This window comes from Dickeya oryzae (assembly GCF_009372235.1).
Taxonomy (GTDB): Bacteria; Pseudomonadota; Gammaproteobacteria; order Enterobacterales; family Enterobacteriaceae; genus Dickeya; species Dickeya oryzae.
In genome coordinates, this window is sequence record NZ_ML762921.1 from 428,670 (window position 1) to 446,067 (window position 17,398).

Genomic DNA, 17,398 nt, shown 5'->3' on the forward strand with positions numbered 1-17,398 from the left:
CCTTACCCCGAGGTCACCATTACCCTTGCTGTTGTTCGTAGGTGATCTGGCCGATATCGAGCAATGCCTGCTCAATCGCCGCCAGCCGCTGCTGCGTATCGTTCCCAATGTGTTGTAACTGCCGTTCCAGATCGGGGGCAAATTGCATCGCCACACCGCCCACCGGCGTCGTCACCCGACCGGTATTGGCGCTGTTGGTATTGATGTCGCGCCAGCTACCGCCGGAGAACACCGCCATCGGCGACAGAGAAGGCAGACTGATGCCAGAGAACACCCCCGCCAGCGAAGAACTTCCCCCCAGGGCGCCACCGGTATTGAAACTGGGGAATGACCCCAGCGAACTGTCAAACAGACTGGCACTGCTGGAAACAGCCCCCTGAACAAACGCACTGGCTATCTGGCCGACCGGTGCGTTACTGACTTGTGGCGCGCGTTGAGCCGCCTGAAAGATGGTTGATGCCGCAGTAGCGTTATCCGCCGTGCTGGTCGCATTCAACGCACCGAGCGATGTCGGGGCGAACAACGCACCTAACGTGACCGGTGCGGCAGGTGTCACCGTCACCACGGGCACGGGCGTCGCTGTCGGTTGCACGCTTGTACCGCCATTGATCCTAAATTCCGGATCGCCGTTATCCACACTGCTGCCGGTAACGACCAGCCCGAAGGTGGTGCTGACCGACGTGTTGCTGCCATCGGTTGCCGTCACCCGAATGGTCAGATTGCCCACGTCGCCATTGCCCGGCGTACCGGAGAAGGTGCGGGTGGTCGGGTTAAAGCTCAGCCAGCCCGGCAGTGCCGAGCCATCTGCCTGCGTCGCACTCAGCGTCAGCGTGTCGCCGGTATCCGGGTCGGTAAATGTCCCGGCCGGAACAGTGAAGTTGAAACCACTGTTTTGTGCCGCCGTCTGGGCTCCCAACGCACCAGAGACGACCGGCGCATCATTCACATTGGTGACGACCAGCCCGAAGGTGGTGCTGACCGACGCGTTGCTGCCGTCGGTTGCCGTCACCCGAATGGTCAGATTGCCCACATCGCCATTGCCCGGCGTACCGGAGAAGGTCCGGGTGGCCGGGTTAAAGCTCAGCCAACCCGGCAGTGCCGAGCCGTCTGCCCGGGTCGCGCTCAGTGTCAGCGTGTCGCCGGTATCCGGGTCGGTAAATGTCCCTGCCGGAACAGTGAAGTTGAAGCTGCCATTTTGTGCGATGGACTGCTCCGTCACCGGGGTGGAGACCACGGGCGGGAGATTACTGTTATTCACCGTCAAGCCAAAGGTGGTGCTGACCGAGGCATTACTGCTGTCAGTCGCGGTTATCCGAATCGTCAGGTTGCCGACATCACTGTGTCCCGGGGTGCCGGAGAAGGTCCGGGTGGATGGGTTAAAGCTCAGCCAGGTGGGCAGTGCCGAGCCGTCTGACTGTGTCGCAGTCAGCGTCAACGTATCGCCGCTATCCACATCGACAAAAGTACCGCCAGGTACGGTGAAGCTGAACGCCGTATCCTTGGTGGCGCTTTGGGTACTGACCGTGCTTCCCACGGTAGGGGCATCATTCACGCTGGTGACCACCAGCGATGCCTGCGCGCTATTGGTGGAGAACGCACTGCTGCCGCCCGTGGTCGAGGCATCTGCCAGCCCTTTGGTGGCACCGTTGGTTGCCGTACCACTGGTCTGATCCCATGCCCTGAAGCTCAGGGTGGCGGTTTCACCATTGGCGCTGTCCGGCACATAACGCAGTTGTGCCGTTGACCCGAGCAACAGTGCTGATGAACCGGATACCGTGCCGATATTGAACCAGTTAGCCCCGCTATCAGTGGAATACTGCCAGCCGCCATTCCCAACCGTCGCCGTAATCGCAATGCCGCTGGACGCCCCGCTGTCGACATCCCCATAGCCCGCACCGCTGAGCAACGACGACACCGTGGTGGCAGAGGATGTGACATCTTCCGTCGTAGAAGTCAGGGTGACCGTCGCACCGCTGGATAACGTTGGCGCATCGTTAACCGGCGTGACGTTAAGGGTCATCGTTCCCATATTAGCGGACAACGCCGTGCCATCGCTGACCTTCCAGGTAAAGGAGGCATAACCCGTGCCGTTGGCATTCGCGGTCGGGCGGAAGGTCAGTTTGCCAATATCAGCCGCGCTGACCACCGATCCATTACCCAGTAAGGTATCGCCGCCGCCACGTACACCGTCGTTGTTCGCGTCAATAAACAACTCACCGGCGCTCGGCCCGGTGACGATGGTAATGGATTGCAGGGTGTCGCCGCTGTCCACGTCGCTGAAACCAAAATCCGCGGCGCTAAAGGTCTGGGAGCTATCCTCATTAAAAGTTTTACTGACTGACGTATTGCTGATGACCGGCGCATCGTTAACCGGCGTGACGTTAAGTGTCATCGTCCCGGTATTGCCGGACAACACCGTGCCATCGCTAACCTTCCAGGTAAAGGAGGCATAACCCACACCGTTGGCATTCGCTGCCGGACGGAAGGTCAGTTTGCCGATGTTGGCCGCACTGACCACCGCACCATTGCCAAGCAACGTATCACCGCTGTCGCGAACACCGTCACTGTTGGCGTCAATAAACAGCTCACCAGCGCTCGGTGCCGTAACGATAGTGATCGATTGCAGGGTGTCGCCACTGTCCACATCACTGAAACCAAAATCGGCAGCGCTAAAGGTCTGGGCGCTATCCTCATTGAACGTTTTGCTGACCGACGTGTTGCTGATGACCGGTGCGTCGTTGACCGGTGTGATACTCAGTACCGCCTGATTCGTACCCGTGCTATTGAGCGAACCGTCATTAAAGGTCCAGTTAAGCGTCACACTCGCTGGCGGATCGTCAGAGCTGTTGGTATAGGTCAGGGATTGCAGCACCGCATTCACTATCGCCGACGTTGCATTGCTATTGAACGTCAGCGTCAGCGTGCCGGAGGAGTTCGCCGTGACGCTACCCACCGTCGTACCGTTATAGGTGAAGTTTTGCCCTTGCGTCAGTGCGCCTAACAGCCCGCTATTACCGAAGATGTCGTTACTGCTGGCCCCACCATTGCGGGCGATCGTGAGCGATGCACCGCTATAGTTGCCCAGTCCACTGTTAAGCGCATTCAGCTCGGTATCGGCGACCGTGACATCGTTGTCTATCACCACCGCGCTGCCATTTTCGGTATAGGTGGCTCCGCCGTTGAGGTTGCTGAATACCGGCGCAGTGTTGGACGATGTGGTGACATCGACCTTGGTTGCACTGAGTATCTGGTTGTTCGCGCTATCTTTTGCCACTACATAGACGTCGTAGCTACTTGCGCCATTTAATCCCGTGATGCCAAAGGAATAGGTATACGGCGCGCTGCTGACGACATGGCTACCGGAACCGATTGCAGCCGCCCCCGAGGCATTCTGACCGGCGATAATCTGACCCACGCTGGGGGCTGAAGCACCGTCAGCGACAATCACGTAATAAATCGTTCCCGCCTCATCCATGCTGGCCGACAGGTCAAAACCGCTCGCGCTAATGTTGCTGGCCGCAGGCGCAACGTCAAATGTCGGCCTGACATCATCGCTTACCGTAACTGAAAAGACTTTTTGATAGGTGTCGGTACCGTCACTCACCTGTATCCGCACCGAATAGGTTCCGGGTGTCATCGTGGCGGCGTTGTTCACTTTCAGCGTGTTACCGGTAATCGAAAACAAGCTGTTGTCGGTACTGCCGGTACCCGATACCAACGTATAGGTAAAGGAATTGGAATCAACATCCGTTGCACTGAGCGTACCGACCGTGCCATTGCTGCCCAATGACTGTCCTATGCTATTTGACGTGAGCGAAATATCCGTTGGGGCATCATTGACGGCATGAACGGTCACTTGACTACTGAGACTGGGCGAAGCCGTATTATTGGTGCTACCGCTATCGGTTAGCTGGCTGAGCGTCACGGTGCGCGATGTTACGGAAGGGTTTTCACTGCTATTGCGGTAAGTCATACCCGACAATAACGTACTCATACTGGCACCACTGATGGCCGCGCCAGATAAGGTCACCGTTGCCGTGTTGCCACTCTTACTGACGCTGGCGGTGCCGTAACCACTGCCCAGAGAGAGGCTATTACCGTTAGTGAGTGCAACATCCACCCCGTTAATGGTCAGGTATTCCGTGCTGTCAGCCACATTGCTGACGGTAAACACCGCACCGCTAAACGTCTGCCCGCTATCATTGGTGGAGGCCGTCACCCCTGAAAACAGGCTGACACCAGCGCCATTTTCTGTGTAGGTAGGATTGGTCGCGCTACCGGTAACCGTGGGAGCGGTATCCGTCGATATATTTACCGATGTGAATGTGAAGACGATCGTGCCATTAGTGAACCCGCCGTTCCCTGCATCAATATGGATGGTTTTGCCGGAAACGGTGGCAGTGACATCGTTGGGGTTTTGCCCGGAACTGGAGGTCTTGCTAATACCAGTAAAATGGTCGAGACTGCCGCCCTGAAACACCAGGTCAAACCCTGTGCCCAGCGATGCGTCATTTTTGTAAGTAATCGTGATCGTGTTATTGGTCGGGTCGATATCAATAGGATTGCCAGTGTTATCAAATTCAACACCGCTCCCTACCGACGTCAAGGGATAGTACTCCGTGGCCGGATCATTATACGCGGTCACCGTGACTGAAGTGCTACTCACCGACAACAGATTGGTATAACTGCTGATAGCCAAATCCTGTACACCAATCTCTCCGGTATGAAATTCTGTGACCCAATCACCGCCGAGTGCCGATGCCCCTGTTGGGGTGGTTGACGCCGCCACATCTGCCGAGGTCAATTGCGCCAGCAGAGAAGCAAACTGTTGCCCGGATGCCTGCGCCACATCGCAGCCATACAGCAGGAGATCACCATCGGCATTCAATGCCGCACCGAGCGTCGCCAGATCATTGGCCCGGGCAAGCGCGACCGCACTGTTCAGTGTCAGGGTGCCGAGTTGTGTGGATCCCTCACTACCGTGACTAAGTACATGAATAGCATCGTAGCCGCTGTGCGTTTGCGCCCATACGGCCATCTGTGTCAAACCATCTTTGCTGCCATCCAGCAATACGACTTCCATCCCGGCCGGAACGTTGGCAACCAGCGTCTGATAACCCGCCACCGAGGTATCGATAAACACCACTTCTTTGTGTACGGTTGCCCCCGCGACTGCCGCAACATCACTGCTATCTGTAGCGGTACTCGTCGTTGAGTGACTGTCAGTAGTCGAATGACTATCAGTTGAGGTGCTGCTATTTGAGGTACTCTTGGTGGCTGTACTCTGATTGCCGGCATCCTGGCCCGCATGACTACTGCTATCAGACTGAGATGCCGTCTCAGCCGACGTTGTGTGGGCAGTCGTGCTGGCCGTTTGAGCCTCGGTAGTGTGTGTATCTGTCGTCTGCTCGACTGTGGCTGCAATTGCGCCGTCAAACAGCATACGGGCTTCCAACACATAACCGCAGACAAAAGGTTGTACAGCCGTTTCAGAGATAACGACTGGTTGAGCCTGCTTTTTAAAAAATTGACGCCACAGCATAAAAAACTCCGATGCTTATCGGTAATTAACGACAGATACATTCAACCTAATTAACCGGTTTATACGACGTTTGCCTTTGCCGGTGCTAATCATCTGGCAAGGAAGCCAGGCAACCTTGCCAGAGACATAAGACTCACTCTCTTGGTGGATAGAGCCCCGATACAGCAATACAAGGCAACAGCGTCAGCGAAGGCTGCCGAACATCAACAGGGGCTTGTGTTCCTACCGGAATATTCGCCGCAACCGCCACCGTTCCGCCGGTTGGCACCTTGAAGGTGAAGGAGGGCGTTGAGGCCGTACCTGTCACAGTGGTATCAACCGGCGCGGAAGCCGTCACCGGGCTGGGTCTCGTTTGTGAGAACACCCCGGTAAAGTTGACGTTGTAACTCGATAAACCATTAATTGCCTTACCGGTTAAAGCACCGAGAAAATTGTTCGTCCCCGTCGGTGCGGGAGTCGCCGTTGCACTGCCACTCGCTGTCGTCACGAGTGGCAGCAACGCCGTCACCGCTAGATTTCCCGTCTGTGCCGGAACAGTCACATCGGTTGTTGGCGTCGTACTGGGTGTAAAGGTTGCCGGGTGGATATGCGGTGTTATCTGAGTGGATGTCAGCATCACTCGGGTATTACCTGCTTTTGTCCCAATATTCCTGAAATCTGCCTCCGTCGTAGACCCCTGCCCTACAGTCACACGGCCACGTAAGTCAGGCACGTTAAACGTTGTCTTACCATCACCACCGTAGACGGTGCTGACTAAGGAATAAAGCGCGTTATTCTGCTGAATACTCAGTGAACGCCCGTCCGCTGGCACAAAACCGGCAGGACAGAATTGCGCCGCGGTATAACAGACAGAACCAATGTATTCTTCCGAACCACAGGCGGAAGCAATCTGAGGCCATACAATACCGCCAACCATGGCTACAGTTATCGCTGTTTGGGTAAAAACCTTCTTAGCATGCATCATGGATATCTCTCCTCACCATCGTAAAAGTACTTATCTATTTGATTTATTAGATGATTGTTGGTATGACCCCAAAAATGCTGGAGAAATACATAGAATAAAAAATAGTTTCAAATTGAAACAAAATATATTTTATCAATCACAATAAAAACATAGCTGACACAGGAGAGATTTTCCGCTGGCAGAATAAATTATTTCTTATAGCGTCACATAAAAAACTATTTAATAGAATTAACCGAATAATACATTTATCACTATCGACAGGTTTTACTTTCAACGTGTCAAAATCCGCTTTCCCGGATACCCAATGCAGCAATCCGACGCCATACCGCGCCAAGAATAGATTCTGTTTCCCCTTCCAGCATCACGCTACCCCGTAACGGCTGTTGCGGTGGCGAGAATTGCCCCTCCTGCACTGCGAAACGTACACGGTACTGCGCCTGCACGGGTTGAGGATTGTGGTCGCGGTCACGACGCACGGCGATCGGGCCGTGACGATCAGACGCCAGCATTTCCTGCTGTAACCAGGCGGTACCGGTGGGCGCAATGTCTGTCAGTTGTACGGCAAGACGGGGATACGCAGGGTCATCAGCGATAAAATAGCCGGGCATCCCCACTTTCGCGCGTTTTAGCGTATCGTCGGGTAAATACCCCTGCACTTTTCCAGCCCCCTGCCCGACCACCCGCAGCAATGGCATATCCGACGTCAGCCAACGGCCTTCGGTCATATCTCGCGCCACATCCCTCACCTGGCCTGCCTGCGGCGCGGTGAGAGACAAACGCTGGCGTTGCGCATCCAGCCCCCGATAGCGGGCCAGTGATTCCGCCAGTTGGCGGTCAAGCACCTGGGTTTCACTGGCGGTTTCCTGACGCCCGGCCCCCCGCTGCCGCTGCTGTTGCAAAATGGCAATTTGCTGGCGTTCGATATTGATGCGGTAGTCCAAATCGGACGAGGTAAGATCCAGCAGTTTCTCACCGGCTTTTACCTGCTGGCCGTCAGTGACGTACAGCGCTTTGACCTGCGCAGGGATAGGGGCATACAACGCACTGACGTTTTCTGCTTCCAGCACAGCAGGAATACGGATGCTGCCGCGCCAGGGAAACAGCAGCAGTACCAATACCGCCGCCACAATCAACCCTGAACGCAACAGGTTAACGGGATGAGCATTCTTACGCATGGACCACCAGATACGGGCCTCCTTCACCACCGGAAGCGCGATAAACCAGCCAATTTCCACCAACATCAACACAATACCAACCACCTTAATGAAAAAGTGGTACACCATCAGCGCAATGCCGAAAAACAGGAAAAATCGCCATACCCACGAGGCATAACCCCATATCAACAGCTTGCGCTGCATCGACGGCGACCAGGTATGCGGGGCCGGATGACCATAACCAAACAACGCCTCGCGCAGCCGCCACCGGCACAGGGCATAAGCACGCTCCTGCAGGTTTTCCACCCGCCAGAAATCGCTCAGTAAAAAGTAGCCGTCAAAACGCATCAGCGGGTTGAGGTTAACCACCAGCGTTGTTATCCACGTAGCGCTGGAGAGCATGAAGGCGGCAGTACGCAATGGGCCATCCGGTAACAGTGCCCAGGCCAGTAACGCAACACCGGCCAGCATCAGTTCCGCCAGAATGCCGCCTGCGCTAATCAATAATCGGGCACGCTGCGCTTTCAGTTTCCAGGCATCGCTGACATCGGTATAAAACAACGGGAACAGCACGATAAACGCCACCCCCATGGTCTGCACCCGGCAACCAGCACGCTTAGCCATGAAAGCATGCCCCAGTTCGTGGATAAACTTGGCGAAGACCAAGGCGACACCAAAGGCCGCAGCCCCTTGCAGGCTGAACAAGTGAGGAAACGAGTGGGTATAGCGCACCCAGTCACGGCTCACCAGAAAGCCCCCCAGCAGCAGTATTAACGGTAACACCACCCGCAGAAATAGCAGGCCGTAACGTTGCAGCCAGGGCCAGCAACGGTTGAGCACCGGGTCCGGCCGCCATAGCGGAATGCGGAAAAACAAATATTGATGTAGCAGGGTTTTCCACAGGCTGACACGCCATGCCGCTGCTTTGATGGCATACCCTTGTCGTTGCACCGGGTCACTGGCGGCTATCAAGTCGTAATTACGCAGAAACCGCAATAACTGCTCCAGCTCGCGGCTCTGCAACGGCAAGCCCGGCTCACGGTTAGCCGCCTCCAACACCCATTGCGGATGGCGCAGCGACCAGTGCCGTAACAGACGTATTGCCGAAGGCGTCAGTGTGAAATAACGTCCGGTAACCGGGTCGGCCAGCACCCATTGCGGTGCACCATCGAGACCGGTCGCCGACTCCACCAATTGCAAATCCGTTCTCAGCGCGGGCAAAAGCTGCCCCGTTCCGCCACGGGTCATAATCCAACCGACTGACGTAAAACGGCGAGTGGCCGTCGGAACAGATACACCGCCAGCGGTACATATTCACCCGAAATTTTCGCCGTACCACGCAGCCCAATACGCGGCGGCTCACCGGTAAAACGCGCATCCAGCCGGTAAGCTAGGTTACCCGACGGGGTCGGTTCCGATTCATACGCGATACGATCCAGCAGCGCGCCATGTGGTGTGAGTGGATCGCTATCAAGAAACAAGGTGATCGGCGCATCCGGCACCAGCCGGATCGCATCACCGACATCAAGCTCAATTCGCAGAGAGACGGAAGCCGGGTCGGCCAAATCCATCAGCCGTTCGCCGGTACGAACCGGTTTGCCGGTCCAGCGTTCAGCATCAGCAAATACCGCGATACCATCCCGCTCTGCCCGCATCTCGGTTCGGCTCAACAAGGCGTTGGCATAATCGCGCTCGGCACGCTTTTGCGCCACCTGAGCGGCCAGGAAATCCAGCCGGGCTTTGGAGTCGGCATCCTGAAAAGCGCGTTGCGAACTGGCTCGATACTCTGCTTCCGCCACGTTCAACGACCTTTCAGCCACATCCGCCTGCGCTTTCAGTGTGGTATCGTCGATGCGCACCAACACATCGCCTTTTCGCACACTCTGATTCGGCTGAACAGCAAACGCCTGAATCACCCCATCCAATGGCGCGGCGACCACACGCCCGTTAAGTGGGATCACTTCGGCCGGTGCCAGTACCGACTGGCGCACCGGAATAAACAGGCACCCCGCCACAACCAAAAGCGGGACAGCCAGTTTCCAGTGCCAGCGCGTGCGTCGCCAGACCGGTTGCGGCTCCAGCGCCAGCCAGGCGTGGCTGAACGCATGGGCCAGTTGTTCCGACAGCAATTGCTCGGCTGGCTGCCAGGGCTGCTCACGGGCATACCAGATGCCACCAAACAAACGTCCTTGCCTGTCTTTCAGCGGTGTCCACAGCACTTCGGGTGCCGATAACGCCAGCCAGTCGTTACGGCTTTGATCATCTAACGCAGTCGCCTCCACCACCTTACACTGTGCGTATTGCGGCTCTTGCAGCAGTTGCCGACAAGCACGCTCAACAAACGCCACAAAAGGGGCATGGGGCGCAGGCTGGGTCACGCCGGTCACCGCCCGTACCGTACCGTTAATCACCAACGCGGCATGACGAAAACCGAACAGCGCTTGGCTGTCATTGACGATGCAGTACGCCAGCGCTTCAGCTGTGTCAGCCGAACGCGCCTGACGTTCGATATCGAGGAAACGGGCGAAGATACGTTCGCCGGAAACAGGGGGCGTAGTACTCACGGTTTCTCCGGGAAATGTGCTGTGCCGCTCATACCAGCCATCAGCGCGGCGTCTTTGGTTTCAATCACCCCCGTCAGGCTGAGTGTCTGGCTACTTTCATCAATGCGTGCGCCTAGTCGGGCAACACGTGCTTGTAACGGTGTGCCGGTTTCATCTGGCGTAAACGTGAAGACCAGACCGGACTTAAGTATGGGCAACCAACGGGATGGCACCAGCAGGTTAATTTCCAGATGGCGATTATTGACGATATCCAGCACCGGCGCCCCCGGTGCCACGCTTTCATATGCCTGCGCACGACGCCTGACCACCTGACCGTCGAACGGTGCCAGAATGCGGCAACGGTTGACCTGAATCTGGTAAACCTGGCTTTCTGCCTGCGCCTGCGCCATACGTGCGGCAGATAAAGCCACGGCGTGCCGACCCACCGATTTGAGCTCCGCCAGTTGCTGGTTCTGACTCAGTTCGGCTTCCGCCGCCCGCATCGCCGCCTGCGATGCCGATAATTGCGCCTGATAGATAGCACAATCAAAACGCGCCAGCAGGTCGCCTTTTTTAAACGACTCCCCTTCTCTGAACGGCATCTCCACAATGCGCCCGGCCAGGTCGCTGGAAATGGTCGCCTGATCCACCGCTACCAATATCCCACGCGCCTGATTGTCCGACGATGTCGCCATCTGAGTAGGATGAGCCGGATTAATCAATAGCGGGTCGTCAGCCTGCGCCTGCACATGATAAGACAGAGCACAAACCGCCATCAGCCCCAGCGCCCGACGGAAAACGGCGTGATTAAAATTGTTCACACTAACCTGCCTTGGTTGCGCAAAGATGTGTACCAATCAGAAGACATCAAGAACAAGCCCCTGAATTTTCACCGATTAGCCCTAGTTATTTTGGCAAGTATAGTCAATCAGCAGAAATAGAAAGACGCTCAGAGGTAAGAACCCGGTGATGAATGTATTGTGAGGATCAACAGCAGCGAAAACGCCGGCCTCAGCCACCTGTCAGCGTAGCCCTTATCGTTCCGTCCGCCAAATTTGATGCCTTTCTTACGGTAATATTATGCGAACTCCATTTTGCTGAATAAGTAAATCATTGCCCATATTCGATGAGTGGAACGCCCGATCATTCTGTAAAGGTAGCGGAGCAAGCCGTTAAATCCACAATGGCGACATACTGCCGCTCCGGCAATACTCTAAAATAGCCACGTACGGTTGTGGCAATGGCTGATTGAGCCGATCATCCCCTCCAGCCAGAGCGGCTCACCATGTCGCACCGACCGATATGCCGACCATGAATCCCCCATTTTTTTAATGCCTGTGCGGCACAGAAACGGCCAGCTAAATACTCAGCACGCCTTTTGACCACAGCGCGATTCAAATACCCGGCGCTTCTATCTGATACAACTGGAACAAGCTATCGTGATAGTGTTCTCTGGCAAAAATACAATGATAAAGTTCGAAGTCAGTCTCAAACCAATCAACGGACTGATTCTCCTGAAAAAACATCGTTCAAACCCTTTTGGCCGCTGTCCCGGCCTCATCACACAACCTATTCGCCTTATACCGGTTTTAGCTCATCCAGTTCGAAATAGCCGTTATAACCTTTCAGATAGATCGCCGCACGATGCTGAAACAACAAAACAGCTTCGGTGCGGGTTTCTACTTCAGCATTCAAAATGCTGGAACGAACCTTTTGCCCGATCGGGAACTGGCTGTTCCATTGGGCAACCTTCTGGACTGCCGCTAGCGTTCTGCGATGTATCGGCTGGTCAGTAGATTCAGCCGCCTTCACTCCATCAGCATCACGCCGTAATCGCATAGCCTGTAGTTCGGCTTCTGTCGTCTCCGCCCTTATTTTCTCGACCAGACCACGCACGACCTGACCATGACCCAATTCCGTAAATTCAACCGTTCCCAAACTCATTAGATACTGAATACTTTCGGCCCAGCGAACCGGGCTGGCAATTTGTTGAGCCAGACAGGCAAACAGCGTTTCATCCTGGTATGGTCGGGCCGTGGTATTGGCAATCACCGGAATTTTCAACGCCGAGAACTGAAAGCCTTGCAGGTATTTTTCAAACTCCTCCATTGAGCCGCGCATTAGCCTGGAGTGAAAAGCACCGCTGGTATTTAAAAGGACACATCTGATGTTGCACTGTTCGAAGGCATCGGAGGCATTTATGATATCGCTGTGAGGCCCCGAAATCACGATTTGTGATGGCGTATTAAAGTTAGCTAAATCAATATGATCCAGCCCTTGGGTTTTCAATAATTCCCGCACCTGAGCTTCGCTCGCTCCCAGTACCGCCGCCATGCCACCGCCGTTGGCCTGCCCCATCAATTCACCGCGTTTTTTCACCAGCTTGAGACCGGTGGCAAAATCAAAACATTCTGCGGCCAGCAAGGCGTTAAATTCCCCTAGACTATGGCCTAAAACAAAATCCGGACGGGTGCCAGTTTCTTTCAATTTCCTGAAATAAGACAGCGCATTGACGACATAAATTGCAGGTTGGGTATATTGTGTCCGGTTAAGATTTCCGTCTGGATCCTCAAGACAGAGTTTCTCAATTGAGTAACCCAGAATCTCATCGGCGATACGGGTCAAATCAGCAAACTGCTCAAACAACCCCACTCCCATTCCGCGTTGCTGGGAGCCTTGCCCTGGAAACATATAAACGTGAATTGACATGACTGCTCACTCCTTTGAATTGGGTCTATTAGGCTGTTCTGCTTAACCGCCTGTTCAACAGAACGCTCTCACGCTTTCAACTGTGACAACAGGTATTCAAGCGATCTCATCCCGTCACCGAACTGGTTCAATATATAGCCATGCTGGCAATCAATCCCTTTCGAATACTTCAGAAAGTTAGACAAACTGCCTGTCGCCGATACATCAATAAAAAAGTGGTCCTTCATTGCCGTAAACGTCGAGTGGGCAAGGGCAGAAAAGTCAACTTTGTCTCTGACAACCTGCCATAAATACGCATGCGCATCGGCTGGTTGTAATGAACCGACAGACCGCCCCAATGCAGACGAATATATCGGAATGGCTGGAGTAAAGACCGGCGTGTTGTGCAGCAATGTCTGATAGGCGGGCTTTACCGCTTCGATCGCCTGTGAATGAAAGCCGTAGCGAACCGGCAGTGCGACCGACAGAATGCCTTTATCAGCCAGCCTCTGTTTAACGTCCGTTATGGCGGCGAGTTCCCCGGAAATGAAGAAATTATTGTCGAAATTCACTCCAGCCAGCGTGCAACGGGAAAAAACATCCGCGCAGCGATAGAAAATGTCCGGTGAGGCCAGCACCACGACCAAACCACCTTCAGGGGCAGACTGAACCAGCAAACGCGCCTGCTCAACGACCAACCGAAGCGCATCGTCCAGCCGGAGCATACCGGCAACAGCGGCAGCAATGTACTCACCCAAACTGTGGCCGACAACGGCAGTAGGCTGGATACCTCGGGCAATCAACATCTGCGTCAGGCTGTATCCCAAACAAAATAGCGCCGGATGGGTATAGCGAATATCATCAAACTTATCCCCAGAATCGTTTTCACCATAGAGTTTTTCCAACAGATTCACGCCACTGAGCATATGGACTTTGTGACAAAGGCTGTCCATCGTCTGTCGGAAATGCCCATCACTATGGTAAAAAACCCGTCCCATCTGATAGTACTGACTCCCCTGACCGGCATACATGAACACACACGGGTGTGGCGTTACTGCTATCGGTCCGGTTGACTGATTCTGCATCGGCCTGACCTCCTGACCCGTTGTGGACTCAGGAGAAAATAACGTTGCAGAATGCGCTTCACCACTCGGCATTGGATCGGCGGCAATACGTTGGTGGAGTTTCGTTAGTACATCGCCGGGGCCGATTTCCATGAAATCATCATAGCCTTGAGCCAGCAGCCAGGAGATCGATTCATACCAACGAACCGGGCTGGAAATTTGCCGGGTCAACAGTGTCTGGTACCCCGTGGAGGGATAAGCCCTGGCCGTGACATTAGACATCACGGGAACAGACAAGGGATGAAAAGTAAACTCAGCCAGGAAATCGGCAAATTCCCGCTCAATGTCCACCATGCAGCGGGAATGGAACGCCGCGCTGACATTCAATTGGACAAAGCGTGCGCCGGCATCGAGAAAACGCTGTTCCAACTCCGGTGCCAGCACTTCGTCATAATTCCCCGAGATAATGCACTGCTGGCGGGAGTTGATATTGGCTATATCCACATGCTGAAAGCCGCTGTCGGCCAAAATACGTTCAACCTCATCCAGATTAATTTCCAGCAATGCAGCCATTGCCCCCTTCGGAGCCTGGCTCATCAGTTGAGCACGTTTTTGTACCAGTTGAAGCCCGGAAATAAAGTCAAAAGCGCCGGCAGCAAACAGCGCGTTGTATTCACCCAGACTGTGTCCGGCCAGAAAATCCGGCGGTACCGCTCCACGGGCCTTGCGCTCCAGATAGGTCAGCGCATTCACGGTATACAATGCCGGTTGGGTATACTGAGTCTGGTTGAGAACTCGCTGAGGATCTTTCACGCAAAGGTTGACAATGTCATACCCGAGAACCTGATTGGCCTGAGCAACCAGCTCTGGGTAGTGATCGAATAGGTCATAACCCATTGTACGATATTGCGAGCCCTGCCCAGGAAAGGTATAGACTGTCTTCATAAATTTCCCCGCTTTACTATTCTGTCATCGCTGCCATCAGGCCATCTCGGCCAGACCATCGTTTCTGTCGGCAGCTCACCGTTATCCGCCATCTGCACGCTGCACGAGCGGACACGTCTACTCAGAGTGTCACTAAGAAGATAAAGAATGGCCTGCCATCAAACCGATTTGCCGTGACAACATCGATGCGGCTTCCTGCATCAACATTTCCCCAATTTCATCGACATGGCGAGCACGCCAGCTTTCATAGGCAGAGCCTTTCACCCACTGATTGAACGCGCCCAGAGCCGGCCCACAATGCACCTGATAATCGACTTTATTTTCCCGATCGCCAGCCAGCGCCAGGCGTGAGCTATAGGCAAAATACCAGCGGAATACCGCGGCCATTTTACGTTTGGGATGTTCTTCTATTTTCGCCAACATCTGGGGACGGCTCGCCTGATAGTATTGCCTAACGTCTTGCCAGACATCGGATAGCGGACGTTTGAAGTACTTGTCTTCGAGCTGCCTGGTAATGACCTGCGGTATGGCTTCCAGCGAGTCATATTGCTGATAGAGCTGATAAAGTTTGTTAGCCCGTGATGGGAAAAATACACCGCGCCGGAGCACCTGAACTTTGGCACCCTGTTCAAACATATCTCCGGCCGGTGCATAGTCAGTATCCTGAATGTTGATGCTTTGCAGTAAATCCTTCACCTCATCGCTGGTTGCCGCTTCTACCGAACACTGATTCACGGAACCGGTGACAATAAAATCAGCACCAAGCATAAAAGCAGCCATCACCGCTTCCGGCGTACCAATCCCCCCTGCGGCACCGATCCTGATCGGCTTTTGGTATCGCTGCCGAGCCGAAATATCCCGGCAAAGCCGGGAAATAGCCGGGAACAATACATAAGCATTCCCCTGATCGGTATGGCCTGCCGAATCCGATTCGACACAGATATCCTGAGCCATCGGCACCAACGGAGCCAGCTCAGCCTCCTGCCCGGTAATCAACCCTTGCTGACATAACCGGGCAACCAGCTCAGGCGGTGCCGGGTGGGCAAAAATTTCAGCGACTTCGGGGCGTGACACTTTCGCCATCAGCGTATTGGGGATCACAATCTGCTGATCTCCCCCCCGATGAACGCCACATAACCGGTAACGAACCAACGCCGGAGTCAGCGCAATATAGGCGGCCGCTTCAATAAAACGAATGCCGTGGGTCAGAAACAGCTCGACCCGCTGCATTTCCTTTTCAGGGAAATCATAATCTGCCAGCAAATTCATGCCGAAAGACTCACCGCTCAGATCAGATTGAATCCCTAGAATCGCGTCTTCCAGAACACGAAGACTCAAGCCTCCTGAGCCAAAAAAGCTCATCATTCCGGCCCGCGCCATCGCCACAACCAGCTTACGGGACGCAATCCCCTGATACATCGCTCCGCTGACATAGGCGTATTTAATCCCATAATCCTGACGAAACGCTGTGCTTCCCAACTGTTCGGCCTGAACACGCCGCCCTTGCAGGCTGTCGCCCCCTTGACGGGGGAGACTTACACCACGTTCAGCCAGTACCGTTTGTTCAAAATGTGTCATCCTCTCCCTCGCCTCCATTCAGTCAGACCGGAAAGCATCGCCACTAGAAAGCAGCATCGCCTTTCGTATCAAAGGAGGGATAGGCAGGGAAATCCCTTGTCGAAGGATATTTACTAAACGTCATCACCTCCCGACCATTGGTCAACACTGTCTGACCGCCACTCAGTTCGAACTCATAACTGACGTAACTTTGTCCTTCGCCCCAGAGTTTACTGTAAGTTCTGGTATTAAACGTCGTCCGCAAGCGGTCTGGCGAGATCGCCGCCAGCGCGTTCGACTCATAGTTGACAATGATTTCTCTCGTTTTCTGGAAATCACTGGTTGCCAGAATGTTGTAGCTCCCGTAGTACATCTGATTCAGCGGTGTCGCCGTTTCGCCACGATGGTTACCGGCCAGTGGGATGCCCCTACTATCGAGAACCGTAATGTAGAACCCCCCATCACGGACCACCCACCCTTCGGAGGGCAGAACCATCCCGGCCAACGAATACAGCCGGTAATGGCCATCCGGGTTACCGGTATAAGGCTTCAACTCAATCCGGTTCTGTGCGATCAACGCATTAACATCGATGCCGAATTCGCGATTAAAATAGCGAATCGCCTCTTCTCTTTTTTGCGCAACTTCGCTGCTACTCAGCCCCATAATATGGGTGTAGAAATAATCACTGGTGCATAACGTTCCCTGGCATCCCGATACGCCGGGAAATGGCTCAGTCTTCGTAATATCGAGAGCACCGGTTCCCATAAAAACCAGTACCTGCTTAAACCCCATCGGCTTAGGTAAAAAGCCGGCGGCATATGTATTGGATGCCATCAGCGCCAGAGAGAAAACAGCGATGGCAGCGGTCTTGCGTTTAAATGTATGTAACATCATAGGTAAGCTCCTTTTTGCTTTTAAGTCATAACTAGCGGGTTAGTTA

The 17,398-nt window shown here is 54.4% G+C and carries 9 protein-coding genes and 1 pseudogene; all 10 read right to left on the reverse strand.

Translation table 11 applies throughout. From position 1 onward, the window contains the following. Window positions 1-19: 19 nt before the first annotated feature. A complete protein-coding gene (locus FAZ14_RS07065) occupies window positions 20-5,542 on the reverse strand; it encodes a putative Ig domain-containing protein (protein WP_153508285.1) in 5,523 nt (1,840 codons plus the stop codon). A 133-nt stretch (window positions 5,543-5,675) separates the two neighbouring features. After that, window positions 5,676-6,506, reverse strand: coding sequence for a phage tail protein (locus FAZ14_RS07070; RefSeq protein WP_016940730.1), 831 nt, complete (start codon window positions 6,504-6,506; stop codon window positions 5,676-5,678). A gap of 278 nt (window positions 6,507-6,784) precedes the next feature. Next, complete coding sequence (locus FAZ14_RS07075; RefSeq protein ID WP_016940731.1) at window positions 6,785-8,908, reverse strand: site-2 protease family protein; 2,124 nt, start codon at window positions 8,906-8,908, stop codon at window positions 6,785-6,787. Then, entirely contained in the window at window positions 8,905-10,224 is a 1,320-nt protein-coding gene (locus FAZ14_RS07080; RefSeq protein ID WP_153508286.1) for an efflux RND transporter periplasmic adaptor subunit, read from the reverse strand. Before FAZ14_RS07080 ends, FAZ14_RS07075 begins: the two co-directional genes overlap by 4 nt. Continuing rightward, window positions 10,221-11,024, reverse strand: coding sequence for an efflux RND transporter periplasmic adaptor subunit (locus FAZ14_RS07085; RefSeq protein WP_038924949.1), 804 nt, complete (start codon window positions 11,022-11,024; stop codon window positions 10,221-10,223). The genes FAZ14_RS07080 and FAZ14_RS07085 overlap by 4 nt, the downstream gene beginning before the upstream one ends. A gap of 392 nt (window positions 11,025-11,416) precedes the next feature. Further along, window positions 11,417-11,601, reverse strand: a pseudogene (locus tag FAZ14_RS20450) (hypothetical protein). Window positions 11,602-11,781: 180 nt separating this feature from the next. Next, window positions 11,782-12,912 (reverse strand): ACP S-malonyltransferase, encoded by a 1,131-nt coding sequence (fabD, locus tag FAZ14_RS07095; RefSeq protein WP_016940734.1) that lies wholly within the window; start codon window positions 12,910-12,912, stop codon window positions 11,782-11,784. Window positions 12,913-12,980: 68 nt separating this feature from the next. Next, window positions 12,981-14,900: an ACP S-malonyltransferase gene (gene fabD / locus FAZ14_RS07100; RefSeq protein ID WP_071526186.1), complete on the reverse strand. Its 1,920-nt coding sequence runs from the start codon at window positions 14,898-14,900 to the stop codon at window positions 12,981-12,983. A 132-nt stretch (window positions 14,901-15,032) separates the two neighbouring features. Beyond that, window positions 15,033-16,478 carry a PfaD family polyunsaturated fatty acid/polyketide biosynthesis protein gene (locus FAZ14_RS07105; protein ID WP_016940736.1) on the reverse strand — a complete coding sequence of 482 codons (1,446 nt, stop codon included), beginning with the start codon at window positions 16,476-16,478 and terminating at the stop codon, window positions 15,033-15,035. A 43-nt stretch (window positions 16,479-16,521) separates the two neighbouring features. After that, window positions 16,522-17,352, reverse strand: a complete 831-nt coding sequence (locus FAZ14_RS07110; protein WP_016940737.1) for a hypothetical protein — start codon at window positions 17,350-17,352, stop codon at window positions 16,522-16,524. Window positions 17,353-17,398 lie beyond the last annotated feature (46 nt).

Excerpts from the sequence above, each read along its gene's own strand:
- fabD (WP_071526186.1), bottom strand. The coding sequence starts at position 14,900 with ATGAAGACAGTCTATACCTTTCCTGGGCAGGGCTCGCAATATCGTACA.
- FAZ14_RS07075 (WP_016940731.1), bottom strand. The coding sequence starts at position 8,908 with ATGACCCGTGGCGGAACGGGGCAGCTTTTGCCCGCGCTGAGAACGGAT.
- FAZ14_RS07105 (WP_016940736.1), bottom strand. The coding sequence starts at position 16,478 with ATGACACATTTTGAACAAACGGTACTGGCTGAACGTGGTGTAAGTCTC.
- fabD (WP_016940734.1), bottom strand. The coding sequence starts at position 12,912 with ATGTCAATTCACGTTTATATGTTTCCAGGGCAAGGCTCCCAGCAACGC.
- FAZ14_RS07070 (WP_016940730.1), bottom strand. The coding sequence starts at position 6,506 with ATGATGCATGCTAAGAAGGTTTTTACCCAAACAGCGATAACTGTAGCC.
- FAZ14_RS07065 (WP_153508285.1), bottom strand. The coding sequence starts at position 5,542 with ATGCTGTGGCGTCAATTTTTTAAAAAGCAGGCTCAACCAGTCGTTATC.
- FAZ14_RS07110 (WP_016940737.1), bottom strand. The coding sequence starts at position 17,352 with ATGATGTTACATACATTTAAACGCAAGACCGCTGCCATCGCTGTTTTC.